This is a genomic window from Alcaligenes sp. RM2 (assembly GCF_052931795.1).
In genome coordinates this window covers 82,755-108,895 of record NZ_JBRFIO010000002.1, presented here as the reverse complement: position 1 = coordinate 108,895, position 26,141 = coordinate 82,755, and the positions used below count along the sequence as shown (strand labels likewise).

Sequence of the window (26,141 nt, the reverse complement as noted above, 5' to 3'; positions counted from 1 at the left end):
ACCATCAGGAAACGACACATCATGGGAAAGACGACTGGATTTCTTGAGTTTCAACGTCTGCAAGAAGCCGTAGAAGCTCCTTTAAAGCGGGTCAAGCACTGGAAAGAGTTTGTCCAGGTATTGAACGACGAACAGGCAGGCCAACAGGCCGCCCGCTGCATGGACTGCGGCATCCCCTTCTGCCACAACGGCTGCCCGGTCAACAACATCATCCCCGACTGGAATGATCTGGTTTACCGCCAGCAGTGGAAAGAAGCGCTGGACGTGCTGCACTCCACCAACAACTTTCCGGAAATTACCGGCCGCATCTGCCCCGCTCCTTGCGAGGCAGCCTGTACCTTGAACATTGACCGTGCGCCCGTGGGTATCAAATCCATCGAGCACGCCATCATCGACAAAGGCTGGGTAGAGGGTTGGGTTGTGCCACAAGTGCCCACCCACAAAACCGGCAAACGCGTGGCCGTCATTGGCTCCGGCCCTGCCGGATTGGCCAGCGCCCAGCAATTGGCACGCGTCGGCCATGAGGTCACCGTGTACGAGAAAAGCGACCGCATTGGTGGCCTGATGCGCTACGGCATCCCCGACTTCAAGCTGGACAAACACTTGCTGGATCGTCGTATCGCCCAGATGCAGGCCGAGGGTGTGCAGTTTTGCCCTTCTACCTATATTGGTCAGGCAAAAGATCAAGCCGCCCAGGAACCGGGGCTGACTGTGCTGTCCCCTACCGATCTTGAACAACAGTTCGACGCCATCATCCTGGCAGGCGGCTCCGAAACACCACGCCTGCTGGACGCCCCCGGCAGCCAACTGCAAGGTGTACATCCCGCCATGGACTTTTTGCGCATCCAGAACCAGCAAGTTGCCGGTTCGCGAGGCGCTCCCGCCATCAGCGCTCAAGGCAAGCATGTCGTAGTGATTGGCGGCGGTGATACCGGCTCGGACTGCGTGGGCACCAGCACACGCCAAGGCGCAAAATCAGTCACCCAATTCGAACTGATGCCCCGCCCGCCCGAGCAGGAAAACACGGAGCTGACCTGGCCCTACTGGCCCATGAAGCTGCGCACCTCGTCCTCGCACGAAGAAGGCTGCGAGCGTGACTGGGCGATCAACACCGTAGAGCTGGAAGGCAAGAACGGCCAAGTCAAAGAACTGCGCGCCGTTCGGGTGGAATGGAAAACCGATCCCGCGACAGGCCGCATGAGCATGACGCCCATCGCCGGTTCCGAAATGACCTTCCCCGCCGACCTGGTCCTGCTGGCCATGGGCTTCACCGCTCCCGTACGCCAAGTGCTGGACGCCTTCGCCGTAGAAGCCGACCAGCGCGGCAACGTCGCCGCCAACACGGATGACTACCAAACCAGCCGAGCCAAAGTCTTCGCCGCCGGAGACATGCGACGCGGCCAGTCCCTGATCGTCTGGGCCATCCGCGAAGGCCGCCAATGTGCCCGTTCCGTAGACGAGTTCCTGATGGGGAGTTCGACACTTCCCCGCTAAGTCTTCTTGGCAGTACCAGTAAGCAAACAGCCAGCCGCGATAAACGGCTGGCTGTTTGTCTCCAAGCGAGCGAGATCACTTCCAGGCCCCCTGACTTCGCGGGTTCTTATTTGTTGTTTGCGGCTCGCTGCCTGCTGCCTGCTGCCTACGAGCCTGTCATCCATATCTGCCAGCTTTATTTGCCTGGCAACGGATTGCAGCAAGAAGCAGCCAGAGCGATTAGTTGTGGGTTGTCGGCTGTTGGTTGCCACCATTCTGAAGCCCTTGCTGGCTTGAGGCTGGGTTGGAGCATTCAGGGGGCTTGCCGCCGTCTGGGGCTGTTGTAGGGATGCAAGCACCTTGCTGTTTGAGTTCAACGCTTGTGGTTTGTCCGGGGGACAAACCACTGAACGAGTTCAAGGTGCGCCCTACAACAGCCCCAGACAAGGGCACCGGTGCGCAGCACCGGCAAGCTTCCGCTCCGACCCAGCCTCAAGCCAGCAAGGGCTGCCGCAAGGACTCCACTCCCCACCTAAAACCCGCAAAACCCTGCAAACCCCACCCCCATAAGCCTTTGATTTAATTTCCCTTTCCAAAGAACCCTAGGGTTTTCCCTTAAAAACCACAGGCTAATCCAATCCCTAGGGTTTACCCTTGCTTTTAGACTAGGGAAAACCCTATAATGAGAACTCGTAACTTAGACCTTCACCTTAAAGGGAAAGCAAATGTCTACCATGACCACTTACTCGCACTACATTCACTGGAGTGATGCTGTTGAGCGTGGGGTAATGCAGCATGCCCTGGAAAATGGTGAATCCGTGTCTTTAACTGCACTGACCAAAGCAGCGGCCAAACAAGTTTCCAAAGCCGCAAACGTGGTGTTCAAGTACATGGTCGAACTGACCCGTGCCTTGAACGAAGCCCGCATCCGCGATTCCCGCATGTCGGCCAGCTACTGGTAAGCCACGCATCACCGTCGTAACGCTCAAGCAAAACACCGCTTGATGTTGAAAAGCCTGCTGATTTAGCAGGCTTTTGTTTTTTCTGCGTTTGCTAATACGGCCTTTCCAGCGGCACACCTTCATCCACCGCCCGGGACCTTGGCTCATTGGGCGCCAGCACCTCACCACGCGTCTCCCCAGCCCCAAGATCAAGACAAGCCCAGGCACGGAGAGCGTTTCTTCCAGCGCCGCAGAAAATGAAAAAGGCCAGCAAAAGCTGGCCTGCAGAACGACGGTGCCTCACAAAACATAGGCCCAACACGAAATCGTCCTTGATCAAGAAGCACTGCTCAAGACTTGTTCAACAAGTTCTTCAGCATATCCAGCCGCTGCTTGGGACTTAAAGCCGCCTGCGCCGGATCTTCCTGGGCACCAGGGTCTTCAATCTTCATCTCATCAATAAAGCGCGATCGCTCACGCACCAGATTCTCACGTGCGCGTCTGCGCTTCTTGCACCAGCTCAAGCGCAAACTGCGCTGCGCACGCGTAATACCCACGTACATCAGACGCCGCTCTTCCTGAATGCGCTGGGCCAGAATATCGGCTTCTTTATCCGGGTCTATATCTTCGTCATCGCGCCCAATGTGCGGCAGCAGCCCCTCTTCCACCCCCACCAGGAACACATGCGGATACTCCAGCCCCTTGGAAGCATGAAGCGTGGACAATTTGACCGCATCCGGGTCTTCATCCTCACCGCGTTCCAGCATGGTGATCAGGGCAACTCGCTGCACCAAGTCATTCAAACTCAGTTGATCGTCTGCCGCTTTGGACTTCAGCCAGGTAATCAACTCCAATACGTTTTCCCAACGAGTCTGCGCGGGTCGCTCGTCGAACATATCGTAGAGATAGCGCTCGTAATCAATCGCCCGCAGCAGCTCGTCCAGCAATTCGCTGACGGCCGTCTCGTGTCCTTCCTGATCGCTCTCTACCCGGTCCGCTCTTTGCTGGATACGGCCAATAAACTGCGCAAAGACACTTAAAGGCTCCAACTGCCTTTCCGGTAAGCGATCCGTCAGAGCGATTTGCGAGACGGCGGAATACAAAGACAGCTTTTGTTCCGCCGCAAACTGACCCAGGACCTGCAAGGTAGCCTGCCCAATTCCGCGCCTTGGTGTCGTCGCTGCGCGGATGAATGCCGGATCATCATCGTCGTTCGCAACGACTCGCAAGTAAGAAAGGATGTCGCGAATCTCGGCCTTGTCAAAGAAACTCTGCCCACCCGAGATGGTGTAGGGAATGCGCAGATTGCGCAGCGCCTGCTCAAAGATACGGGCCTGATGGTTGCCACGATACAGCACCGCAAAATCTCGCCACTCGGCCTGACGCTCGAAGCGCTCTGCCGAGATACGCATGGCCACTGAATCGGCCTCGTTCTGCTCGTCGTCTGTCACGTGAACCTGGATAGGCTCACCAAAGCCCAGGTCAGACCAGAGCTTCTTACCAAACACGACAGGATTATTGCCAATGACATTATTGGCAGCCTGCAAGATGCGCTGCACCGAGCGATAGTTCTGCTCCAGCTTCACGACTTTCAGGTCCGGGTAATCCTTGGGAAGCTGCGCCAGATTCTCCACGGTAGCGCCACGCCAGGCGTAAATGGCCTGATCGTCGTCCCCCACTACGGTGAACATATTGCGCTGACCGGTTAGAGAGCGCACCAGCCGATACTGACAAAGATTAGTGTCTTGATATTCGTCCACCAGCAGATACTGCACCCGACGCTGCCAGCGCTCGCGCACTTCCTGATTGTCTTCCATCAACTGCGCAGGCAGGCGGATCAGATCATCAAAGTCCACCGACTGATAGGCAATCAAGGTGGCGGCGTAGTCGCGGTAAATACGAGCCGCCTCGATCTGGCTGGGCGAGTTTGCAGCACGCTCCGCATCGTCCGGCCCCATCAAGGCGTTTTTCCATAAGGAGATTTCCTGCTGAACGGACTTCAGGCGGCCTTTATCCGTGGTAGCCAGCAGTTCCTGAATAATTGCCAGCGCATCGTTGGAATCCAGAATGGAAAAGCGCGGCTTCAAACCCACGTGCTGTGCTTCCTCACGCAACATGCGCAAGCCCAGAGAGTGAAAGGTGCTGACGGTCAGCCCTCGCAACAGCTTGGGATCTACCAGGGCGCGAATCCGCTCATTCATTTCACGCGCCGCTTTATTGGTAAAAGTCAGCGCGACCACTTGCCGGCCCGTGTACCCACACTCACGCAGCAGATAAGCGATTTTCTGTGTGATCACCCGTGTCTTGCCACTGCCCGCTCCGGCCAGCACCAGGCAAGGCCCATCCATATACAACACGGCCTGACGCTGCATGGCGTTCAGGTCGGTGGGGACAGTATGGCCTGGAGTAGTTACGGAGGTGGACATGGTGGAATCAGTGAATACTAGGCAAGAAAACGAGGTTCAACGCCAAACAACGTGCACAACTAAATAGCGCACAAGGATACACCCTGATGTACTGAAGATGCTCCTACCGTCCTGCATATACATGAGCCTGGAGAATCTTAAATCTCGAGGGGATCGACCTCAATCGTAATGCGCACTTTATGCTGCTTGGCCAACTGCGCGACCTGTGGCCCCCAATAGCGCACAAAGGCTTGCAAGGCCGGACGATGGGCGCTTTCCAACAGCAACTGGGCACGCTCCACTTTGGCAACGCGCAAAACACGTAAGGGCACGGGATCGTACAGGAAAACCTGATCCGCGCCCGGAAATTCATTCGGATATTCTTCAGGCAAACGGCGCGCCTGGGTCAACAAGCGAATGGCATCTGCCAATTGCGGCGCTTCGGCAGACAGAAGCACCTGATAGGCAAAAGGCGGCAAGCCCACGGACTCGCGCTCGTTCAAGGCGCTTTGAGCAAAGCCTATGTAATCGTGCTTGATCAGGCTTTGATAAACGGCCTGCTCCGGGTAGCCCGTCTGGATGATGACATCCGCCCCTTCGGTATGGCGACCAGCCCGCCCAGCCACCTGCATCAACTGGGCAAACAAGCGCTCGGGCGCGCGGAAGTCATGGGCAAACAAGGTGGCATCGGCATTGAGCACACCCACCACACTCAAGCGTGTAAAGTCATGGCCCTTGGCGACCATTTGCGTCCCCACCATGATGTCCACTTCGCCCGCATGCACCTGCTCGAACAATTGCTGCGCGCTGCCCTTCAAGCGGGTGCTGTCCGCGTCGATGCGCACCAGGCGGGCATTGGGAAAACGCTCGCCCAGAAACTCTTCAATACGTTGAGTGCCACGCCCCATAGGCTGCAAGTCCTGATCGCCGCAATCCGGGCAAGCACGCGGCACGGGGGCCTGATAACCGCAATGGTGGCACTGCAAATTGTGCTTGAAGCCATTTTGCCGGTGCAGCACGGTGTACACCGTGCAACGCGGACATTGAGACAGCCAGCCGCAAGAGGCGCAATGCAGCACAGGCGCGTAGCCACGCCGGTTAATGAAAACCAGCGATTGCTCGCCGCGCTCCAGACATGCTTCCAGCGCATCCAGCAGTTGGGGAGAAAAGCCCGACTCCAGGCGCAAATGGCGGGTATCGACCAGACGCACTCGGGGCAAGGAAACCTCTCGCGCACGCTTGGGCAGGCTCAACAGGCTATAGCGCCCTTGTCGAGCATGATTCCAGCTTTCCAGCGAAGGGGTGGCTGAACCCAGCACCACTGGCACTTTCAGATCGTAGCCACGCCACACAGCCAGGTCCCGAGCAGAGTAACGCAAGCCATCTTGCTGCTTGTAAGAAGCGTCGTGCTCCTCGTCCACAATAATCAGGCCCAGCTCGGGCATGGGGGTAAAAATGGACAGCCGTGTTCCCAACAAAATGCGCGCCTGACCACTGTTGACGCGCAACCAGGAGCGCAACCGTTCACCTTCGGAAAGACCACTATGCAAGACAGCCAGCACATCGCCGGGCAAGACGCGCGCCAAACGAGCACGCAAGACCTGCTCGAACTGAGGTGTCAGATTGATTTCGGGCACCATGAACAAGACTTGCCGACCGGCGGCCAGCACCTGTTCCAGCACCCGCATATAGACTTCGGTTTTCCCGCTACCCGTTACGCCATGCAGCAACATGCAGCTACCGGGTTTGGCCGCCACAATGCCATCTACCGCAGCCTGCTGTTCGGCATTGAGCACGGGCAGGACGTCGCTGTCCACCGGCTCCACCTTCTTTTCCTTGCGCTTGGCCATGCGCAATACCGGACCACCAGCGGAACGCTTGCCCAGATAGGCAGAGGGTTTGCGCAAAGGCCCTGGCAAGGACGGCATCATGACCTCGCCCAGCGGACGGTGGTAATAGGTAGACGCAAAGCGCGCCATCCGCAACCAGTCCTGCGGGAAAGGCGGCAAGTCATCCAGCAGCTGATCAATCGCTTTGACCTGCTCGGGCGGGTAGGAAGGTTGCTCCGGCAAAGCCACCACCACGCCTATCATCTGCCGCCGCCCAAAATGCACAATGACCCGCTGTCCGATCAGGACGGGTTCGTGGTGCTGATAATCAAACACCCCATCCAGGGGAACGTCCAAAGCCACATGCAGCCAGAAAGGTCCGGTGCTTGCCGATGCAGAAATAGCGTCAGGAGTGGCGGTCATGGATGGTGGTTCAAAAAAGGGCTGGCCTGGCTGAAAGCCTGATAAGTCAAGAGCTTAGCGACCTGTGGATAACTTTGGGGAAAATGACATGGACAAAAAATACAAAGAAGCAAGCACAGATACAATTTAATTTTCAATATCTCTGAAATAAGGATAAAACGCAGAGAAATCAACTAATTAAAACTGGGTATTGAAATTAAACCTTAAATATAAAGACCTCAAACCCAGCTCTGTCTGTGTGCATAACTTTGCGCACAAGCTGCGACAGCCCGTGCGCAAAGACTATCAAACGCTGTGGTGTCGACGGCTGTAGGAGTGCACTTCGTCGACCAGAATGCCCACGGCTTCCGGGTCTGTGAAACGCGAAATACCGTGACCGAAGTTGAACACGTGACCGCCCTGACCCACAGGGCCAAAGTCGTCAATAACGCGACGGGCTTCACGGCGGATGGCTTCTTCGCCACCGAACATGGTCATGGGGTCCAGATTGCCTTGCAAGGCTAGTTTGTCACCAATACGAGCGCGCGCACGGGACAGGTTCACCGTCCAGTCCACACCCATGGCATCAGCGCCACAGCCAGCAATATCTTCCAGCCACATGCCGCCGCCCTTGGTAAAGACGATGACAGGGACGCGCTTGCCGTCATGCTCGCGAATCAGGCCATCAACCACTTTACGGGTGTAGGCCAGGGAGAATTCCTGGAACAGGGAGTCGGACAACACACCACCCCAGCTGTCGAACAGCATCACAGCCTGTGCACCAGCACGGATCTGATTGTTCAGGTATTCGCAGGTGGTTTGGGCATTGATTTCCAGCATGCGGTGCATCAGGTCCGGACGCTGATACATCATGCTTTTCACCAGACGGTAGTCGTCCGAGCCCTGGCCTTCCACCATGTAGCAGGCAATGGTCCAGGGGCTGCCGGCAAAGCCGATCAGCGGTACTTTGCCGTCCAGTTCCTTGCGGATCAGCGAAACGGCATCAAACACGTATTGCAGCTTGGACATGTCCGGCGCTTCCAGCGCCATGACGTCGGCTTCGTTGCGTACAGGACGGGCAAAACGCGGGCCTTCACCAGCGACGAAATCCAGACCCAGGCCCATGGCGTGTGGCACGGTCAGGATGTCCGAGAACAGAATGGCGGCATCCAGATCGAAACGACGCAAGGGCTGCAAGGTTACTTCGCACGCAAATTCGGGATTCTGAGCCAATTGCATGAAGGAGCCAGCCTGGGCACGGGTGGCATTGTATTCAGGCAAATAACGCCCGGCCTGACGCATCAGCCAGATGGGGGTGTAAGGCACAGGTTCGCGCAACAGCGAGCGCAGGAAAACATCGTTTTTTAATTGAGGTAAAGACACGGCAATCCCTATTGAAAAATGCCTGTTAATTTTAACCATCGTGTTCGTCGTCTGGGTTTGACGCGGATCGAAAGCGTGCTGCATCGATATGGTGTTTGCGCATCAGTGCCCAGAAAGCACGCCGGTGCTTTTGCGCGGAGCGGGCCGCCATGGCGATATTGCCGCTATGGCGATCAAGGGCGGCGTGGATATAAGCCTGCTCGAAGCGGGCCACTATCCGTCCCTTGGCAACTTTGAAAGATTCCTGGCTGCTGGCGTAGCGCGAGGCTACCGCAGCGGCATAGGCTTCCAGCGTTGTCCCCTCCTGTTGCAAGATCGTTTGCGACAGGCGCTGCTCCGTTGGGCCGGGGTGCAGGACCAGATCCTGGTTTTCCTGCACCCTATAGTGTATCCGACCCGACAGCCCCGGTTCATTCAAAGCGTGGGAAGAGGTCTGTAAACGCTGACGATTGATGCGGGCGCGCAAATCGTCCAGGCATAAAGGCTCGCGCACGTAGTCTGCCAGACCCAGTTCCAGCAGGTCTGTCAGGGCCGCGGCCTTGATGGCACCCCGCAGCAAACCAAAGACCGGCACTGGCAAATGACCTTGGGCCACCGACAAGGCTCGACGCACGTGAATCAGGGTGGCCGCTTCGATGGGAATCAGACAGGCATCAAAACGTAGCAGCAAGGCCGATGCGCTGCGCAAAAACAAATACTCCTGATCGGGATGGGGCGGTGGTGGCGCCTGCAGAACATGCAGCTGCAAGCGCTCGCAAGGCGGGACGATGGCCTGTAAATTCTGAGCCCACGATGGCTGGGTGTGCAGCAACGCACAATCGAGGTGTAGACGCATAAGACTGTCCTTGAGAAGCCGGGCGAACCACACCGGCCGCCCCATAATCATGAGCCTCTAGGATAGAAATCCGACCCGTCTGCGATAAGTCGGAGTTGCGTCTACGTAGCTGTACTTAATCGCCGCAAATACGGCTGCGACGCCATTCGCTGGGCGATACGCCATAGCGTCGCCGGAAGGCGTGGCTGAACACGGCCGCGTCGGAAAAGCCCATTTGCCAGGCCAGCTCACTGATCTGCCGACCGGGTTTGCCGTCCACCAACAATTGACAGGCGCGCTCCAGGCGGGCGGCCATGATGTAATCGGCAGGCGCTTGCCCGCACAGCTCGAACAGCTTGTAGAGATAACGGCGTGAAATGCGAAACTGCAGCGCCAGGGACTGGGCATTCAAACCGGTATCACCCAGATGATCCTGCACGTATTGCTGAATTTGCAGCAGCTGCCCGCGCCGCACTTCGTCCAGGGCGGACTCGGTCGTCACCGGGCGACCATCGGCCAGGCTCAGAGCCATCATGCGAATCACGGTCTGGGACAGTTCGCTCAAGGCCGAGGGCGACAAGTGCCCGCGCTCCTGCAAACCCAAACGCAGCATATCCATGGCAATTCGGGCCGGACCTGTCGTGGCGGAGAACGAGCGGGCCACCGCATCGCTTAGCCAGGGCAACCAAGGCAGCAAACGCTCTTCCTCGAACTGCAAGACCAGAAAATGGGATTGATCCTGCACGGCCACTTCGTAAGGGCGGGTGGTGTCATAAATGCCCCACTCCCCGGCGTGCAAGATGCCACTGCGATTATCCTGCTGAATCTGACTACTGCCACTGATCTGCAAGGTGACCTTGTACAGCGCCTGCTCGGATCGGCTGGCCAAGGCCTGGGTACGACGCACGCGCTGCGCGCTGGTACACAGTTCCATGACATCGACCGAACCCATGCGATCGGTGGCCGCCCGGTTGGAGAAACCACGGCGAGAATCCGGCTGAACTTCCAAGGGCACAAAGTACGCGCACACCACTTCCTGCCAAGCAGCCAGGCTCTTGAAAGAAGCAGAGGGAGTGCGCAATAACATAGACATTGCCTGAGTGCCCTTTCGGCCAACGCAATTGATCGGGGTAAGGGGCAGAATATGCCCCCTTTCTTATAGCCCTAAAAAATTCAAGCGTCTACGGTCGTTAACCCGCTGTATCAGCGATCCATGGAGCCGTACAGGTAGGGCGCAGGCTCCAGACCCATACTGTTCATCTTGACGGTTAGCTCCGTACGCGCCTTGAGTACATCATCAAAACGATGCCGGCGCGATGCCCCTACCTCGGCCGAGGTAAAGGGTCGGTAATCGGGTGTCATTTCTTCCGGGCTGAACTTGGCCACAATCCAGTTCAGCACACGAGCCAGATCGGCATTATCCAGTTGCGACTGCGAGGCACCGGGCACTCGAATCATATAGTCCCGTCCAGCTGGCAGGCGTGTAAACAAGCCAATGGACTGGTTGAAATTGGGGATGCCCCGATGCGTCAGGCCCTGGCCATCGTAGCGATGGCAACCTGCGCATTGCAGCATATAGTCTTTGAAAGCCTGCGAACTTTGCAGGTAATCGCCCGTTCCGGCCATCTCTTCTTGGGCATGGGCCCAAGGCGTAAACGCCAGGAGTACGGCGCCCAAACAGGCCAGGCGCAAAGATGTCCACACAGTGATGCCTCCTTAAGTGACCGAACGCCATCCTGGCCGCCCGGCACCTTGTTCAAACCCTGGGGCTGCCTATGCAGGAAAGAACTGGCGTCCCAAGGACCGTTCTTCCCGCATGACTGGCAGCCCGACGGGCCCTTTTTTAGTTTTTAGCCAAGCCAACCAGTACCGATGTCGTGCAATGGAAGGTGCTGTTCTCGTTCGCCATGCACCAGTTCACGTCATTGTGCAGGAAGAACTCGTAACCAGGACGCTCACGGGTCTGCGTGTTGCACTGGCAGCGGCCGCAAGCGGTCTTGCCGCAGCAGTCGTGGTAGCTGATCAGGTAGTCCTTGCCATCATGCGGGTTGTGGCAAGTGCCAATCCACGAGATGGGCGAAGGCGTCGAGCCCGGAGGGCAGGTGGTGGTCGTGCCACCGCAGCAAGAGCACAGGAACCCGTCCACCGCACAATGACGCCAGTAGTCGCAGGAGTTCACTTCGTCCTCATTCGCCAGATCGGGATTCAGACTGATGTGATCGGCACCACTGCTGCTGCCACCACCACCGGCGGCGCGAGCCACCGGCAATACAGGCAACACAAAGGCCGAACCGACCATTAATTTGCCCACCGAGCGCAGCACGCTGCGACGCGAAGTCTTGTGGGCCACAGAACGGGAGAGGTTCTCCCCAAATTTATCCAGCCAACGCATTGACGTTCTCCTTTCGTGATACCTGCACTTGCTTCATGCCCGAGTCACCGGCCAAGTATTCTTGCGCCGAGGCCACGCCCAGGTCTTTGGCGGTAAACAGGCTTTCCAGCTGTTCACGCGAATTGACCAGACCCTTGCCGCGCACCACACCGTTCTCGTCGATCAGGACGGCGTAAGGCAGTTTGCTGATCTGAAAGCCCATGCCCAGCTGTGTGGACAGGACGTAAGGGAAGGCGTCCAGTTGTGCTTTCTGGTAGAAAGCCAGATGCTCGGGCATCTCGCCATCACTGGCCAGCACAATATCTACCCACTGACCTTCCGAGCCCTGAATGGACTTCAGAATCGGCAAGAGCTTCTTGCACACCGGGCAGGTAGGCGACATGAAGAAAATCAACTGGCTACGCGGGCCAGCCACGCCCACGGTAACGGCACGACCGCGCAGGTCCTGCAATTCCATGACGGGAGCGGCATCACCCACCTGCGGACCTTTATCCATAGTCAGGGCGCCCATGGGGGCAACCCGTTCATACAACACGCCAATCTGGCGCGACAGGGCAAGTACAACCAGCACCAGGGCCAGTACGATTACCCATAAAATGACGTTGGAAATCATTAAAGCGGTCATTTAGGTCTCCTAAGAATTCTGCATTTTCTGGAATTTCAGATGGGATTCGATCAGCTGGTTGGCCGCATAGTACAGGCCCAGCAAGGCCAAGGTGGCACCAAAGAAGGTCAAACCGTCCACCCAGACCAGTTCACGGGCGCTGCTGATGGCCCAGTCACCGCTGGCCACCGCCAGCGCAGCCAGCAAGGCATTGCGAGCCACCAGCCACCAGGACAGACCACCGGAGGATTCCCCCAGCCCGGAGCAGCCGCAATCCACATCGCGGCGGCCACGCAGCAGGTTCATCACAATGCCACTGGTGGCGACCAGCAGGACGCACAGGGCCAGAACCGCCCCCAGCGAACGGCTAGCTGGCCACAGCAGCAAAGGCGCACTCAAGGCCTCGGCAGCGACAAACAGCACACTGAACGGTCGTAACAACACTTCCGGCAACAATCGATAACCGCCAACGGCTGCCTCGAACAGGCTGAAGTGACGCAGTTTATCCAGCGCCCCCAGTCCCATCAGCACGGCCAAGCAAGCCAGGCTGGCATAGGTCAGGACCGGGTCCATATCAGACACCCCCAACTGGGTGGAACTGAACTTGCAAGGATGCTTCTGCGGCGCCTTCAATGGTGCGCAGCAACTTGGGTTCAGGCTGGCTGATGTCATAGACGTTCACATTGCCACCGTCCAGGGTCAGCATCAGATTGCGTTGCTGATCAATGGTCATGGACAAGGCATCACGCCCTGGAATGCGGGCTACACGCTGCTTGGTCTTGGTGTCCATGACCCAGATCTCGGCCGCGGGGAACTTGTGAGTGCCCTCTTTGCCATCGGGATGCATGAACACATACATGCGACCGCTGGCGCGATGCAGACCCACCAGGTTATAGCCACCGGGCACCCAGTTCTTGGCCTTGTCCTGGTCGTTCAGCAAGGACCAGGGGCCATCTACCTTGACCTCGTCACCGCTGAAATCAGCACTGTAGACATTGCCGTAGTAGGACACGAAGTGAGCCTTGTCCTTATCCAGAGCCGGAGCGATAAAGATCGGATCGTCCTTCACGGAGAACATCTGCTTGCTGCGCGACTGGCTGGCGACCTTGCCGTCTTCGCCCAGATTGATGGTCAACAGGCCACCATCACCACAAATGGTCATGAAGCTGCGGGGGCGATTGGGCTGGGGAATCACGCTCCAGCAACCGGCGGCAGCTGTGACGTCTTCCACATAGTCGCCCTTGGCCACGTCCACGATCCCGATCGAGGTCGCTGGCGAGGCGTTTTGCAGCACGATGAACTTGCCGTCCGTCGTCTGACGGAACAGACCGTCATAGTTCAGACCTTGCACACGCTTGGGTGGCAGGGAAATTTCCTTCTCGAAGGTCAGCTTGTCGGCATCCCACACTTCCACTACATCCGAGCGCTTTCCACGCGTAATGCGCTCGTGATAGGTGGTCATGGTGTAGATTTTCTTGCCGTCGTTGGACACCTGCACGTGGCCGTTGAAGGCGGTGGGTACCATGCCCAGGAACTTGCCGTTGGTGTAGTCATAAACGTGCACACGGCTTTCGGTCAGGTGCATGAACACCGAGTCCATGACATAGATACGGTTTTCCTGCGGGGCAGACACACTGTGACCACCTGTCAGGACTTCGCGCGGCTTGTCCTGGGCCTGCGCGCCACCGGCCAGTACCATCAGCCCCAACATGGCGGCGGCGGTCGTTAATTTAAATTTAGACTTCATTGGATGTCTCTCCTCATGGGCGTCCACGCTGTCAGAACGCATAGGCATAACGGAATTGCAGGCCGCGCATGCGCGGGCCATTCTCGACTTTCAAATCATGGATGTACTGCAATTGCACCTGGTGAGCGTCGGTCAACTGGTGGGTGATCTCGGCGGCCAACTGGTGGTTACGTGCACGCGTCGCCGTGGTCTGGCCATTGACCCGCTCACGGCCACCTGCCTCGTAGCGGTAGCGCATACCCACATAAGTCTTTTCAGTCAGGTTGGTTGAAACCAGGGCCATCAAGCGGATTGCCGTGTCTTTTTTCAGAGTCTGGCCGTAGTAGTTCTTGTTGTTGCCAAAGAACTCGAACTCCGCCACACCTTCAATAAAGGAAGACTCCCCAAAGCCTTTCACAATCGCAAAGTCCTGGATCGTGCTCCAGCGATTCTTGCCGGAGGACACATCAGCCTGCGAGCCGTGGTAACGACCTGTAGGAGCCGTAATGAAAGGCTCCCACGCAAACCAGAAACGGTTTTCCGGATCGTTGTGCAGCCACACGGCCGCACCGGCAGTCACATCACCAATCCCGGTCATGCGATCCCGGTCTTGTCCTGGAACATCCAGCGTGTTGCGAAAACCGGGCACGATCAGCTCGTACTGCACCGTCTTGCCGGCCAGTTCGCGAAAGTGCATCTGGCGGTAAATCATGCCTTGCACATTCAGCTTGGGGCTATCGCCAATTCGTGAACCCTGATCATAAAAACCGTGAGACTTCAGGCCCATCATGTAGACCGCCAGGATATTGGTCCCTACCGGAGCAGGAATCCAGTCCCGCGCACTGGGGTCGCCCGCAAGGGCGGCACCGGCACTGACGCCGCTCAAGGCCAAGGCCAGAGCGGTCCGCTGCAAAATTGCATACATTATTGTTGTCTCCTCAAAGAGGCGCGAACGGTATCGTTATTGTGTTCGCGCCTTTATCCCTAGCTAGGCTGCCGGGTAGGCCATGCAGACCGATTTGGTCTCCAGGTAAGCCTCTACCGCAGCGCGCCCGTGCTCCCGACCCAGGCCGGACTGCTTGTAGCCACCAAAGGGCATGCTGGGGTCCAGCATGTTGTGGGTGTTGACCCACACGGTTCCGGCCTTGATGCCAGCAGTCAAACGCTGGACGCGGGCCAGATCCTGACTCCAGACGCTGGCACCCAGGCCAAAGTCTGTATCGTTGGCCAACTGCAGTGCCTGCGCCTCGGTATCAAACGGGGTCGCGACCACCACGGGACCAAAGATTTCTTCACGCATGATGCGAGCATCGGGAGCGACGTCGGCAAACACGGTAGGACGTACAAAGTAGCCCTGCTCGGGGCGAGCACCCTCGCCTGCCAACATGCGACCGCCTTGCTGGCGGCCCACATCAATGTAGTTCTGCACGCGCTGCTGATGACGGGCGGAAATCAGCGGAGCAATCTGGGTGGACTGCTCAAAGCCCGAGCCCAGAGTCATGGAAGAAGCCAGATCGGCTACGCCCTGCACCACGCGCTCGTAAATGCCTTTTTGCACGAACAGACGCGAGCCGGCAGTACATACCTGGCCCTGGTTAAAGAAGATGGCGTTGGCCGCACCTTGAATGGCCATGTCCACATCGCAATCGTCCATGATGACCACGGGGGATTTGCCGCCCAGCTCCAGGGACATGCGCTTCATGTCGTTGACGGCCTGATGACCAATCAACTTGCCCACTTCCGTGGAGCCGGTAAAGGAAATCTTGTTCACGCCAGGGTGAGCCGTCAAAGCCGCACCGGTGCTTTCGCCACGACCCGTGATCACGTTGATCACACCGGCGGGGAAACCGGCTTCCAGAGCCAGTTCGGCCAGACGAATGGCAGTCAGCGGTGTCTCTTCAGCAGGCTTCAGAACCACGGTACAACCGGCGGCCATGGCAGGCGCAATCTTCCACACCGCCATCAGCAACGGGAAGTTCCAGGGCACGATAGCGCCCACCACACCAACCGGTTCCTGGCGGGTATAAGCGTGGTATTTCACGCCGGGAGGAAAGCCGATGGAAGGCGAGAGCAATTCGCCATTCATCTTGGTGGCCCACCCAGCCATGTAGCGCAGCCATTGTGCGCTGGCCGCCACTTCCAGGCCGTAGGAAAAGAACAGCAGCTTGCCGTTGTTCAGGGTTTCCAGACGAGCCAGCTCATCCGCGTGGGATTCAATCAAATCAGCCAAACGCAACAAGAGGCGCTCGCGCTGAGCGGGCAACATCTGAGCCCATTCGCCCTGCTCCAGAGCCTGGCGCGCAGCACGCACGGCCAGATCCACGCCTTGAGCACCGGCCTCGGGCTGGTGCGCAATCACTTGTCCCGTTGCGGGATCGTAGACGGGAATCGTGGGCCCTTGAGATTCAGTGACGGGTTTGCCGTCAATAATCATGTGTTCGCGAATCGCCTTGCGCTCGGCTTGTACGTCCTGCCCCATAGTCTGTCTCCACACGGAATAGTTGATTCTTAACGAATCCAGTATAGGAACGAGGACAAGCCCGGACTTGTGATTCTGTGCACGGAGGCTTGTTGATTTGGGTACGGAGTGAGCCCTGTCCTGCTTTAGAACAAATCCAGCTGGGCGGGCATGCTGGCCTGGATGTCGCCCGTGCCCGTCAAATGCACACGGCGTTCAAAGTCCAGCAGGCTGGCTTTGCGATGCAAGCCGGAGCTAAAGCCGGTCAACATGCCATTGGCGCCTTGCACGCGGTGACACGGCACGATAATGCTGATGGGATTGAGGCCGCAGGCCTGGCCCACAGCACGGACCGCCTTGGGACGGCCCAGATGTTCGGCCATCTGGCCATAGGTCCAGGTCTGACCATAGGGAATAGTCAGCAAGGCCTGCCAGACCTGTTGCTGAAACTCTGTCCCTTGCAGGCTGAAAGGCAGATCAAACTGCTGCAGCTTGCCGGCAAAATACGCGTCCAGTTGAGTCTGCACGGGCTCGGCCAAAGCAGGTTCCGGGATCAGCCCGGCCAGTTGCTCGGGTGTCAGACCATGTACGGTCTCTTCCTCGAAGTCCAGACGCAGCAAGGCTCCTTGAGCGTCCACCAGCAGACGCATCGCCCCTAAAGGCGTATCAAAGCAGGCAGTACGCAGCCCGACATAGGCAAACATGGCAATCCCGATCCAAGGGCAGAATGTCTGATCATACTGCGCGGCTCCTGCCACTTCAAAAACTCCGGCAATACCCAGGCAGGCTAGAGGCCAGCTCCTGGTCAAAGGCTTTTCAACCCAAAGCCGCCTGGCCGCAGCACCTCTCGTCCTTGTACCAACTCCTTATGCGCCTATAAAAGCGCCTGAGTGAGCAAGAAAACCTAAAAGAACAAGAGACTGAGACAACAACAATCACCTTGGCAAGCGCATTGGCTTTGGCGTCAAAGACGCACGACAAGCTCCCGATTACGCACAACATTTTGTTGAGCGGGATATCCTGCGCAAGGTTCATGCTCCCATGAAGTGCCTGGCTCTCAATAGTTAGTGCTTGGCTCCTATTTTTGCGTCCCCCCACACCCACCGCTAACTATTGAGAGCGACGACCAACACGCAAACCTCGCTCCCTCAAGTTCCTCACGCCGCTACAGCAGCCCAAAGGGCTACATACCGCCAGGCCCAAAAAGGACGAAAGTCTCATATTGATAGTCATTGTGAGCCGATCTGGGCCGGGGGCCGCCCTCTGGGCGATTCAGGCTTCTTGCCGCAGGCAGGCTTGCTATTCGGGGTCCAAGCGTCCTGCTGTTTGAGCGAAATGCTTGTGCCTTGTCCGGGGGACAAGGCACTTTCGCGAGTTCAGGACGCGCCCGAATAGCAAGCCTGACCAGGGCACCGGTGCGCAGCACCGGCAAGGAGCCAAGCCCGGAGGACGGCCCCCGGCCCAGACCGGCGTTTTCACGAGACACTATCTAAACATGCAGGCTCTCTGCGCTCCTTGTCTCAAAAACCTCCTGCTCTGCACACAAACAGCGCCACTCCCCAACTCTCAGGAAACCGAAGAAGAAGAAGAAGAAGAAAGAAGCGCAAGCAAAAAAACCGGCTAAATAACGCCGGGGCCCCCCAGACGTTATTTACCCGGCAAATCCAACAAATGCAGCAGTTACTCAAGAACAGCAAGGTTTAAACGGTTTGCACACCCGTTGCAGACAAGTCCAGACCCACACGGCGCACCACAGCCTCAAACTCGTCCCGGCTGATATGGTCCAGAGCCGTCGCCGGATCACGCGTCGCATCGCAGGCGATGATGCCACGGCGCATATAGGAATACTTGCGCAGGGCCAGCGCCACCAAAGGCTGAAACTCGTAACGGATCAGCGAGCAATAACGGTCAAACACACGGGCGGCTTCCTCCTGTTCGCCCTGACGGTGCAAGGCATAGACCTTGAGCAGAATCTCCGGGAAGGAGAAGCCGGTGACCACGCCATCGGCCCCCCGTTGCAGCTCTTCCAGAAAATGCATGCCACCCAGGCCACTCAAGATCGGCAAGGCATCACCCGACAGACCCCGCACAGCGGTAATCTTCTGTCCGACGGGAGGGTCTTCGGAATTCAGAATGGATACACCCGCCTCTGCCTTCAAACGCACAGCCAAGGCCGGACTGATGCGGGCGGCGAACAGTTCCGGGAAGTCGTGAATGACCACCGGCAAACGAATAGCCTGCACAATCTGGCGGTAAAAGGACACCTGCATATCGTCATCCGCCCCCGCCAAGGGAGCGACAAAAATCGCATCGCCCCCCAGATCTTCAGCGCTGCGAGCCTGCTCCACCGCCGCTGCCGTTCCCATGGCCCGCACTCCCACCCAGACCGGCACCGCACCGCGCACTGCCGCCACGACGGTTTCAATGACACGCCGACGCTCAAAGGTACTGAGCTTGTGCAGTTCACCCATCACCCCCAAAATCGCCAAGCCGTGAATACCGGCTTCCAGCTGGAAATTCACCAGACTGACCAGGCTTTGCAAATCCAGCTCGCCACCCGGTTTGAAGGGAGTGGGGCAAATGGAAAAGACACCTTTATTTTTCATAATTACGCTTAGGCTCAACGTGGAATAACAAATGGCTTTTGCATACGCGAAATCATGCGTACCAAGGGCCAGAGAAGAATGAAATAAATCAGCGCAGCGGCTACCAGAGGCGTCTGACTATAGGTCTCGCCCTGCACGATCTGGGCCGAACGCAGCAGTTCGGGCAAGGCCACGGCCGAGGCAATCGAGGTCTGCTTGATGGCTTCCAGCGTGTTGCTGGCCAGATCCGGAATTACATTGCGCACACCTTGGGGCACAACCACATAGGCCATGGCCTGACGGGCGTTCAAGCCGGTCGAGCGCGCCGCCTCGTTCTGGCCGGGGGACACCGACTCCAGCCCGGCACGGAAAATCTCCGCGAAGTAACCACTGCTGTTCAAAACCAGCGCCAGCACCGTGGCGGAAAACTCATTCAAGGGCAGGCCCAAAAAAGGCAGGCCGTAGTAAATGAAGATCAGCAGCACCAAAGGCGGGAAGGCACGGAAAAAATCCACGTACAGCAGAATCAGGCGGTTCAGCCAGCGATGTTGCTGATAATGCAGGCAAGCGATCACCAGACCCAGCAAGGCAGCCAGCGGCACGATGATCACCGAGAGCTTGACGGTCAGCCACAAGCCCTGAAGCAGCAAGGGCCAGCTGGCGGCAAGAATCTTCGGGTTCAGAAAAGTATCGATCAGTTCCATAGCGCGTCACTCCTACGACTTGATCGCATAGCGCCGTTCCAGCACCCTCGTCAGATGAACGAAGGGGAAGAAAATCAGGCAGAACAAAATGGCCCCGGCCGTAAAGGCGGTGGGGTTGGCAATGTTGGACTGGATATTGCTGGACACATTAAGCAGCTCAGGCACGGCAATCACCGAACCCAAGGTGGTGCCTTTGGTAATCCCGATAGCGCGATTGGTCAGTGGTGGAATCGCCAGGCGCACGGCTTGCGGCAGGATGATGGCAAACAGCGTCTGACTGAAACCCATGCCGGTGGAGCGGCCCGCTTCCCACTGACCCGTGGGCACCGCAGCAATGCCAGACCAGAAGATTTCTTCAGCAAAGGCAGACAACACCAGGCTCAAGGCCAGAACGGTGGCAGGAACGGGTTCAATCACAATCCCCAGGGACGGCAAAGCGAAGAACACCAGCACAATAATGACCAGCTGCGGAATCGCACGGAACACGTCCACATACAAGGTCATCAAGATATTGACGGGGCGCCAGCCGTAGCAACGCAACACGGCCAGACCCAGGCCCAGGACAGTGCCCAGAACCACGGTCATCACGGCCATTTGCAGCGTGACCCAAAAGCCCAGCATGATCTCGGGCAAATAGGGGCTGATCAGCGTCCAGTTAAAGAAGTAATAAATTATCTGATCCATGGCCGGCCTCAGTTCATGCGGCTCAGAAAATCCTGAATACGCTTGTGACGCGGCTTACACAGAATTTCATCGGGACTGCCCTGGTCCAGAATCACGCCCTGATCCATGAACACAATGCGGTCCCCTACTTCGCGGGCAAACTGCATTTCGTGCGTAACAATCACCATGGTCATGCCCGCATCGCGGGTGCGTTTCATCACGTTCAGCACTTCACCGACCAGCTCCGGGTCCAGACCCGAGGTAGGCTCGTCAAACAGCATGACTTTGGGCTCCAGCGCCAGCGCGCGGGCAATGCCCACCCGCTGCTGCTGGCCGCCGGACAACTGGCTGGGATAGTGTTCGATACGCTGGGCCAGACCCACCTGTTCCAGATGATGGCGGGCCTGCTCTTCGGCCTGCGCCTTGGGCACTTTTTTCACCTTGCGCAGCGCCAGCATCACATTGCCCAGCGCCGTCATATGCGGGTACAGGTGTATGCCCTGAAACACCATGCCTATGTTCTGGCGCACCTGGTTCAGGTCGGTGCGCGGACAGGTCACATCACTGCCAGCCACCACAATCGTGCCGCTGGTCGGGGTTTCCAGACGGTTGATGCAGCGCAGACAGGTACTTTTGCCCGAGCCCGAGCCGCCAATCATCACGACAACTTCGCCGGTGTTGACGCTCAGGTCTATGCCTTTAAGAATTTCGGCCTGCCCAAACGATTTGCGCAAGCCCTGGATGCGGACAATTTCACTCATGGTCGCTCCTTGACCGCCTGCCAGTCGGGCAGGCGGGGACCGGCCCCTGCAGGGCCATATAGCTAGAGAAACAGCGCGAAGGCGCTTTTAAGGACGGGAGCAGTCGGGGGTGTGCTCGGTGGGCTCGTAGCCAGGGAAGTCGGGCACGCCATAGCCGGGGAAAATCACCGTCATGGCCGTACCAGCATTGGGTTCCGTACCGAACCACTTCACATGCAGCTTGGACAGGGAGCCGTCCTGCTTCATGCATTCCAGCACTTCATCCACGCGATTACGCAGGGCCGTGTCGTCCTTGCGGAAGGCAAAGGCGTAGTTAGCCTCGGTGGTCATGTCGTAGACCGGGGCCAGTGCGGGGGTCTGGGTGGCGATATAGCGTGCCAAAGGAGTCTCGGACATATTGGCAAAGGCGCGACCAATAGCTACGGCCTGCACAGCATCCGTGTTCTTGTTGAAGCGCTGGATCTTGTAGCCGTATTTTTCCTGATTGTCCTGCAACCAACGGTCCGAGAAGCTGCCGTTATTGACGGCAATGGTCTTGCCTTTCAGGTCTTCCAGCGCATTGACGGTCGCGCCCTTTTTAGCCAGAAAGCTCAGGCCGCCCGCCATATACGGCTCGGCAAACAGCATTTGCTCCGCACGTTCACGTGTGGTGTTGGTGGGAGCCGCCACCATGTCGTAGCGACTGGAAAACAAGCCCGCAAAAATAGCGGAAAACGGGGTGTCGATGACCTCCGCCCCCTCGTAACCCATGCGTCGGGCCACTTCCTGGGTCAGATCATTAGAAAAGCCATCCAGCTTGCCATCGGTGCCGCGCATGAAAAACGGAACCAGGCCCACGTCTGCAGCCACCTTGAACATCTTGCCCTGATTGGGGTTGACCGCATGAGCGGGCAGGCTCAAGGCCACGCCGGCAGCCAATGTGGCCAGCATCAAGCCAGCTTTGCTGCTGACACGTCCCCAGCGGGACAGGGTGTTTTTGCGGGATACAGCCGCAGCCAACGGGGCGATTGTGTATACGCCTTGCATAAGGTCTCCTTGCCATCCATTTTCTGTTTGTAGTGCTTTAATTCTAGGATTGGCAAAACCTTGATGTCATATGCTTTTTTATTAACCCTTCATAACACAGGGTTAAGCAAATACCCGTACCCCTTATACGCGGCGCAATACGCGAACACGCACATTTCCCGACAGTCGCCCTTGATAAGGGTAAGTCCCCCCCTGGAGAGGCCGCCAAGCAAAAGCGCAGCGTGGGGGGACGATGTATTTATGGATGAATCACTCAGGCCCAGCCTGCCCGCATCCCTCGGGAGGCGGTAGAAATGACCACTTTCATGAAGTCGTGAGCCAATTGCGACACCGGCACCACATTGGAATGCAGCATGTGCAAAGGCATGGTGGTGCGCGGATTAATGGGGCGCACCACCACATCCGGCCAGACCCGGCCTGCCACGGCCAGCTCGTCCACAATTGCAATCCCGGCTCCAGCCTGCACCATGGCACAGGCAATATGCGTCAAACGCACTTCTACCGCCAGTTGCGGCACACCAGGACGGTTACCAAATAACTGCTGCACCATCTGGCCATAAGGAGTGTCATTGCCATAACCAATCAGGTCCAGCCCTTCCAGATCGCTGGCGTCCAGTTCCTGCTTGTCGGCCAGCGGATGACTGGCTGGCAACACCGCCACCAGATGGTTTTCATAAATGGATTGGGCATGCAAGCTGGGATGCGTCAGCGGCACGATAGCCACACCGACCTCGGCCTGCTGGGTGACCAAAGCCTGTACCAGATCACTGGAAATCAGCGTGCGCACATACACCTTCACGTCCGGGAATGCCTGGCGAAAACGCGTCACCGCCATGGGGATCAAGGTCTGGCCCAGACTGGGGCTGACGGCAATGTGCAAGCTGCCGTGGCGCTTTTCGATCAGGTCGGTGGCCACCTCGTTTACCCGCTGCACGCTGTTATGAACCTGCTCCACCTCCTGATAGAGCCGACGCGCCTCGGGCGTGGGGTACAGACGCCCCTTGATACGCTCGAACAGCACCAGACCAATACGCGATTCGGTATAGGACAGCAGGCGGCTGATGGCCGGTTGCGACACGTTCAGCAATTGCGCCGCCTTGCTGATGGAACCGGTCAGCATGATCGCGCGAAAAACCTCGATTTGACGAAGATTGAGCAGCATCCCTTAACGTAGCCTTATGTTTCGAGCACAAATAAGCATAAGACATTTTGATTTGCCTATGTTTCAATTTTTTCAAGCTGCCATCCCGGCGCGCCTTGATCGCAACGGGCTTACAGAGCGGCTTCATAACTACGACACGGAGACAAAATCATGCAAACCCTGCTTGCTCGCACCCTGGCGGTGCTGGGCTTGGGACTGGCCGCCGCTGCGCCCGCCGCCCACGCCGCTGACAACGTTCATCTCATGCTGGACTTCATCCCCACCGGCGACTATGCCCCGTATTACTCCGGCATTGCCAACGGGATTTACGAGAAACACGGCATCAACCTGAAGATTACCCGTGGCACCGGTTCGGGTGACACAGTTCTGAAAGTGGCTGGCGGCGCGGCCGATATTGGCTTGGCCGATATTTCCGCCATTCTGACCTCGCGTCAGAACAGCCAGACTCCCATCAAGGCCATTGCTTCCACCTTCTCGCACTCGGCCCATTCCCTATTTGTGCGCAAAGATTCGGGTATTACCGATTTCTCCGGCCTGGAAGGCAAGAAAATTGCCGTCTCGCCCGGTAACAGCCACAAGCTTTACTTCCCCATGGTGGCGCGCAAGGCCAACACCGATCCCGACAAGATTCAGTGGGTGACCGTTGACGGCTCCTCCATGGCACCGCTGCTGATCAACGGCAAAGTGGACGCCGCTCCTTTCCTGGCCACCAACTACTACTACCAGAACAAGCAGGCCAAGCGTTTTGGCAAGGAAATCGTGGTGCTGCCCTTTAGCGACCAGGGTTTCAACATCTACGCCTTGTCCGTATTCGCCACCGACAAGACACTGACCGAGCGCCCACAAATGGTGCAGAACTTCCTGGACGCCACCATCGAAGCCTGGGAAGCCGCCCGCAAGGACCCGGACACGGCTTGTCAGGCCCACGTAAAGGCCAATCCGGAAATCGACCTTGATGACTGCATGGGCAACCTGAAAGCGGTGCTGGGCTACATCTACACCGATTTCAGTGCCGAGCACGGAGTAGGCAGCCTGGAAGAAGGCCGCATGAAAAACACCTACGAGGCCGTTGCAGAAGCCCAAAGCCTGGATCCCGCCTGGGACTATCACCAAGCCTACGACACCCAGTTCATCGTCAAGGCCAACGGCACGGCCAAGCCCTGAGCTGAACTGATTTTCGCGCGTGCTCCGGCTTGGCCCAGGCGGGCCGGCGCGCGCCTAGGAGCGCATTGTGATACGCATTCAAGACGTCAACCTGATCTACGGTCGTACTACCGAGCGAGAGACTCAGGCGCTGAAACAAATCAATCTGGACATCCAGGACAACGAAATCATTGCCATTGTCGGCGCTTCGGGCTGTGGGAAATCCACGCTGCTACGCCTGATCGCCGGCTTGCTGATGCCCACCACCGGCACCGTCAGCATTGATGATGAAATCGTTGCCCACCCCCGCCAGGACACCGGCATCGTGTTCCAGGCCCCGACGCTGGTGCCGTGGGCCAATATTCTGGACAACACCCTCTTGCCATCGAGCATCATGGGTCGTCTGGACGATCAGGCCCGCAGCCGCGCCACGCGTCTGCTCACTACCGCCGGGCTGGGCAATTTTCTGCACCACCACCCCAAGCAATTGTCCGGTGGCATGCAGCAACGCGTAGCCATTTGCCGCGCCCTGGTCCACAACCCCAAAGTCGTGCTGATGGATGAGCCCTTCGGCGCCCTGGACGCACTGACACGCGAAACCATGACGCTGGAGCTGCTGCGCCTTTGGTACGAAGACCCCAAAACCATTGTCTTTGTGACGCACTCGATTTCCGAAGCCGTCATGCTGGGGCACCGCATTGTGGTGATGTCGCCGCGCCCCGGCCAGATTACCGAAATTCTGGATGTAAACCTGCCCCGCGAACGCGACTTTTCTCTGGTGGGCACGCCCGAATTTACGCGCTGTGCCGCTGCCGTCCGTGAACTCATTTTCCAACACGAGGTGGCTTGATGAGCGAGCAAACTCAAACCCTGGGCGCCGCGCCCGTGCGCAAGCGACGACTGCGCCTGCGCGATTTCAATGAAATTACCGTCCCGGCCATCACCCTGATTGCCGTGGTCATCCTGTGGGAGCTGGCCAGCCGCCTGTTTGATATCCCTGAATACCTGGTGCCTGCCCCCTCGCGCATCTGGGCCGATTCCATGCAAATGAAAGAGGCCATGCTGATGCACACGCTGGTGTCCACGCGCACCATCATGCTGGGCTTTTTGCTGTCGATTGTGATCAGCTTTCCGCTGGCCGTGCTGATTACCTACTCGCGCTTTTTCGAGCAGGCCATCTACCCGCTGCTGATCCTGACCCAGTCCATCCCCAAGGTGGCCCTGGCTCCGATTCTGGTCATTATCTTTGGACCCACTGAGCTGCCACGCGTCGTGGTGACTTTTCTGGTGGCCTTCTTCCCGCTGGTGATCTCCATGACCTCCGGCCTGCTGGCGGCCCCGCCCGAGCTGATCGAGCTGGTCCGTGCCTGCCGCGCCACCCGCTTGCAAGAGTTTTTCCGCATTCGCCTGCCCTTTGCCGTGCCCTTTATTTTCTCGGGCCTGAAAGTGGCCATCACCTTATCCGTGGTGGGTGCAGTAGTCGGTGAATTTGTAGCCGCTGACCAAGGTCTTGGCTACTTGATCACCACCTCTACGGCCTTCTTCAAGACACCGGTTGCCTTTGGCGCCATGGCGATCTTGTCCGTGCTGGGCATTGTGTTCTTTCAGGTAATTTCTGCCGCCGAACGCATCCTGTTCCCTTGGGCAATCAAGGACAATCGGAGCTGATC

Annotated in this window: 24 protein-coding genes; 5 read left to right on the top strand and 19 right to left on the bottom strand. The window is 57.8% G+C overall.

What is annotated here, in order from left to right; all coding sequences use genetic code 11:
- Window positions 1–21 precede the first annotated feature (21 nt).
- Both ACU6HM_RS07335 and ACU6HM_RS07330 read left to right on the top strand, forming a co-directional pair.
- The gene (locus tag ACU6HM_RS07335) at window positions 22–1,494 is read left to right on the top strand and encodes a glutamate synthase subunit beta (protein WP_446763592.1); all 1,473 of its coding nucleotides are present in this window, start codon (window positions 22–24) and stop codon (window positions 1,492–1,494) included.
- 704 nt (window positions 1,495–2,198) lie between these two features.
- Window positions 2,199–2,435 (top strand): hypothetical protein, encoded by a 237-nt coding sequence (locus ACU6HM_RS07330; protein WP_022983381.1) that lies wholly within the window; start codon window positions 2,199–2,201, stop codon window positions 2,433–2,435.
- A 329-nt stretch (window positions 2,436–2,764) separates the two neighbouring features.
- Here the strand turns inward: ACU6HM_RS07330 and ACU6HM_RS07325 are convergent, their stop codons facing one another.
- From ACU6HM_RS07325 to ACU6HM_RS07235, 19 genes are all read right to left on the bottom strand, one after another.
- Entirely contained in the window at window positions 2,765–4,840 is a 2,076-nt protein-coding gene (locus ACU6HM_RS07325) for a UvrD-helicase domain-containing protein (protein ID WP_009462695.1), read from the bottom strand.
- Window positions 4,841–4,977: 137 nt separating this feature from the next.
- A complete protein-coding gene (locus tag ACU6HM_RS07320; RefSeq protein WP_060186150.1) occupies window positions 4,978–7,071 on the bottom strand; it encodes a primosomal protein N' in 2,094 nt (697 codons plus the stop codon).
- Window positions 7,072–7,356: 285 nt separating this feature from the next.
- A complete protein-coding gene (hemE, locus tag ACU6HM_RS07315; RefSeq protein ID WP_009462699.1) occupies window positions 7,357–8,433 on the bottom strand; it encodes a uroporphyrinogen decarboxylase in 1,077 nt (358 codons plus the stop codon).
- A 31-nt stretch (window positions 8,434–8,464) separates the two neighbouring features.
- Complete coding sequence (locus ACU6HM_RS07310; RefSeq protein ID WP_009462701.1) at window positions 8,465–9,268, bottom strand: hypothetical protein; 804 nt, start codon at window positions 9,266–9,268, stop codon at window positions 8,465–8,467.
- A gap of 115 nt (window positions 9,269–9,383) precedes the next feature.
- Window positions 9,384–10,334: an AraC-like ligand-binding domain-containing protein gene (locus ACU6HM_RS07305; RefSeq protein ID WP_009462703.1), complete on the bottom strand. Its 951-nt coding sequence runs from the start codon at window positions 10,332–10,334 to the stop codon at window positions 9,384–9,386.
- A 116-nt stretch (window positions 10,335–10,450) separates the two neighbouring features.
- Complete coding sequence (locus ACU6HM_RS07300; RefSeq protein ID WP_021447058.1) at window positions 10,451–10,951, bottom strand: hypothetical protein; 501 nt, start codon at window positions 10,949–10,951, stop codon at window positions 10,451–10,453.
- 139 nt (window positions 10,952–11,090) lie between these two features.
- The gene (locus ACU6HM_RS07295) at window positions 11,091–11,639 is read right to left on the bottom strand and encodes a methylamine dehydrogenase light chain (RefSeq protein WP_137430807.1); all 549 of its coding nucleotides are present in this window, start codon (window positions 11,637–11,639) and stop codon (window positions 11,091–11,093) included.
- Window positions 11,623–12,264 (bottom strand): methylamine dehydrogenase accessory protein MauD, encoded by a 642-nt coding sequence (mauD, locus tag ACU6HM_RS07290; protein WP_009462707.1) that lies wholly within the window; start codon window positions 12,262–12,264, stop codon window positions 11,623–11,625. The genes ACU6HM_RS07295 and mauD overlap by 17 nt, the downstream gene beginning before the upstream one ends.
- Before the next feature lie 9 nt (window positions 12,265–12,273).
- Window positions 12,274–12,816 (bottom strand): MauE/DoxX family redox-associated membrane protein, encoded by a 543-nt coding sequence (locus ACU6HM_RS07285; RefSeq protein WP_009462709.1) that lies wholly within the window; start codon window positions 12,814–12,816, stop codon window positions 12,274–12,276.
- Between the two features lies 1 nt (window position 12,817).
- Window positions 12,818–13,990 carry an amine dehydrogenase large subunit gene (locus tag ACU6HM_RS07280; protein WP_083054306.1) on the bottom strand — a complete coding sequence of 391 codons (1,173 nt, stop codon included), beginning with the start codon at window positions 13,988–13,990 and terminating at the stop codon, window positions 12,818–12,820.
- A 31-nt stretch (window positions 13,991–14,021) separates the two neighbouring features.
- Entirely contained in the window at window positions 14,022–14,894 is an 873-nt protein-coding gene (locus tag ACU6HM_RS07275; protein ID WP_446763591.1) for a transporter, read from the bottom strand.
- A gap of 63 nt (window positions 14,895–14,957) precedes the next feature.
- Window positions 14,958–16,448 carry an aldehyde dehydrogenase family protein gene (locus ACU6HM_RS07270; protein ID WP_021447061.1) on the bottom strand — a complete coding sequence of 497 codons (1,491 nt, stop codon included), beginning with the start codon at window positions 16,446–16,448 and terminating at the stop codon, window positions 14,958–14,960.
- Window positions 16,449–16,573: 125 nt separating this feature from the next.
- On the bottom strand, window positions 16,574–17,131 hold the full coding sequence (locus ACU6HM_RS07265; RefSeq protein ID WP_009462720.1) for a methylated-DNA--[protein]-cysteine S-methyltransferase: 558 nt from the start codon (window positions 17,129–17,131) through the stop codon (window positions 16,574–16,576).
- A gap of 996 nt (window positions 17,132–18,127) precedes the next feature.
- On the bottom strand, window positions 18,128–19,033 hold the full coding sequence (locus ACU6HM_RS07260; protein WP_371477612.1) for a dihydrodipicolinate synthase family protein: 906 nt from the start codon (window positions 19,031–19,033) through the stop codon (window positions 18,128–18,130).
- A gap of 14 nt (window positions 19,034–19,047) precedes the next feature.
- Window positions 19,048–19,716: an amino acid ABC transporter permease gene (locus ACU6HM_RS07255; protein WP_009462726.1), complete on the bottom strand. Its 669-nt coding sequence runs from the start codon at window positions 19,714–19,716 to the stop codon at window positions 19,048–19,050.
- A 12-nt stretch (window positions 19,717–19,728) separates the two neighbouring features.
- Complete coding sequence (locus tag ACU6HM_RS07250; RefSeq protein WP_446763590.1) at window positions 19,729–20,400, bottom strand: amino acid ABC transporter permease; 672 nt, start codon at window positions 20,398–20,400, stop codon at window positions 19,729–19,731.
- Window positions 20,401–20,408: 8 nt separating this feature from the next.
- The gene (locus ACU6HM_RS07245; RefSeq protein ID WP_009462730.1) at window positions 20,409–21,140 is read right to left on the bottom strand and encodes an amino acid ABC transporter ATP-binding protein; all 732 of its coding nucleotides are present in this window, start codon (window positions 21,138–21,140) and stop codon (window positions 20,409–20,411) included.
- Window positions 21,141–21,227: 87 nt separating this feature from the next.
- A complete protein-coding gene (locus tag ACU6HM_RS07240; protein ID WP_026484057.1) occupies window positions 21,228–22,166 on the bottom strand; it encodes a substrate-binding periplasmic protein in 939 nt (312 codons plus the stop codon).
- A gap of 253 nt (window positions 22,167–22,419) precedes the next feature.
- Window positions 22,420–23,328: a LysR substrate-binding domain-containing protein gene (locus tag ACU6HM_RS07235; protein WP_083054310.1), complete on the bottom strand. Its 909-nt coding sequence runs from the start codon at window positions 23,326–23,328 to the stop codon at window positions 22,420–22,422.
- A gap of 150 nt (window positions 23,329–23,478) precedes the next feature.
- Between ACU6HM_RS07235 and ACU6HM_RS07230 the strand changes: the two genes are divergently transcribed.
- From ACU6HM_RS07230 to ACU6HM_RS07220, 3 genes are all read left to right on the top strand, one after another.
- Window positions 23,479–24,492 (top strand): ABC transporter substrate-binding protein, encoded by a 1,014-nt coding sequence (locus tag ACU6HM_RS07230; protein WP_446763589.1) that lies wholly within the window; start codon window positions 23,479–23,481, stop codon window positions 24,490–24,492.
- Between the two features lie 67 nt (window positions 24,493–24,559).
- Window positions 24,560–25,321, top strand: a complete 762-nt coding sequence (locus ACU6HM_RS07225) for an ABC transporter ATP-binding protein (protein WP_446763588.1) — start codon at window positions 24,560–24,562, stop codon at window positions 25,319–25,321.
- Entirely contained in the window at window positions 25,321–26,139 is an 819-nt protein-coding gene (locus tag ACU6HM_RS07220) for an ABC transporter permease (protein WP_021447064.1), read from the top strand. The genes ACU6HM_RS07225 and ACU6HM_RS07220 overlap by 1 nt, the downstream gene beginning before the upstream one ends.
- Window positions 26,140–26,141: the final 2 nt, after the last annotated feature.

Coding starts and splice junctions, on each gene's coding strand:
- ACU6HM_RS07330 (WP_022983381.1), top strand. CDS start 2,199: ATGTCTACCATGACCACTTACTCGCACTACATTCACTGGAGTGATGCT.
- ACU6HM_RS07310 (WP_009462701.1), bottom strand. CDS start 9,268: ATGCGTCTACACCTCGATTGTGCGTTGCTGCACACCCAGCCATCGTGG.
- ACU6HM_RS07285 (WP_009462709.1), bottom strand. CDS start 12,816: ATGGACCCGGTCCTGACCTATGCCAGCCTGGCTTGCTTGGCCGTGCTG.
- ACU6HM_RS07280 (WP_083054306.1), bottom strand. CDS start 13,990: ATGAAGTCTAAATTTAAATTAACGACCGCCGCCGCCATGTTGGGGCTG.
- ACU6HM_RS07305 (WP_009462703.1), bottom strand. CDS start 10,334: ATGTTATTGCGCACTCCCTCTGCTTCTTTCAAGAGCCTGGCTGCTTGG.
- ACU6HM_RS07335 (WP_446763592.1), top strand. CDS start 22: ATGGGAAAGACGACTGGATTTCTTGAGTTTCAACGTCTGCAAGAAGCC.
- ACU6HM_RS07275 (WP_446763591.1), bottom strand. CDS start 14,894: ATGTATGCAATTTTGCAGCGGACCGCTCTGGCCTTGGCCTTGAGCGGC.
- ACU6HM_RS07260 (WP_371477612.1), bottom strand. CDS start 19,033: ATGAAAAATAAAGGTGTCTTTTCCATTTGCCCCACTCCCTTCAAACCG.
- ACU6HM_RS07325 (WP_009462695.1), bottom strand. CDS start 4,840: ATGTCCACCTCCGTAACTACTCCAGGCCATACTGTCCCCACCGACCTG.
- ACU6HM_RS07235 (WP_083054310.1), bottom strand. CDS start 23,328: ATGCTGCTCAATCTTCGTCAAATCGAGGTTTTTCGCGCGATCATGCTG.
- mauD (WP_009462707.1), bottom strand. CDS start 12,264: ATGACCGCTTTAATGATTTCCAACGTCATTTTATGGGTAATCGTACTG.
- ACU6HM_RS07245 (WP_009462730.1), bottom strand. CDS start 21,140: ATGAGTGAAATTGTCCGCATCCAGGGCTTGCGCAAATCGTTTGGGCAG.
- ACU6HM_RS07320 (WP_060186150.1), bottom strand. CDS start 7,071: ATGACCGCCACTCCTGACGCTATTTCTGCATCGGCAAGCACCGGACCT.
- ACU6HM_RS07220 (WP_021447064.1), top strand. CDS start 25,321: ATGAGCGAGCAAACTCAAACCCTGGGCGCCGCGCCCGTGCGCAAGCGA.
- ACU6HM_RS07255 (WP_009462726.1), bottom strand. CDS start 19,716: ATGGAACTGATCGATACTTTTCTGAACCCGAAGATTCTTGCCGCCAGC.
- ACU6HM_RS07240 (WP_026484057.1), bottom strand. CDS start 22,166: ATGCAAGGCGTATACACAATCGCCCCGTTGGCTGCGGCTGTATCCCGC.
- ACU6HM_RS07265 (WP_009462720.1), bottom strand. CDS start 17,131: ATGTTTGCCTATGTCGGGCTGCGTACTGCCTGCTTTGATACGCCTTTA.
- ACU6HM_RS07250 (WP_446763590.1), bottom strand. CDS start 20,400: ATGGATCAGATAATTTATTACTTCTTTAACTGGACGCTGATCAGCCCC.
- ACU6HM_RS07295 (WP_137430807.1), bottom strand. CDS start 11,639: ATGCGTTGGCTGGATAAATTTGGGGAGAACCTCTCCCGTTCTGTGGCC.
- ACU6HM_RS07230 (WP_446763589.1), top strand. CDS start 23,479: ATGCAAACCCTGCTTGCTCGCACCCTGGCGGTGCTGGGCTTGGGACTG.
- ACU6HM_RS07270 (WP_021447061.1), bottom strand. CDS start 16,448: ATGGGGCAGGACGTACAAGCCGAGCGCAAGGCGATTCGCGAACACATG.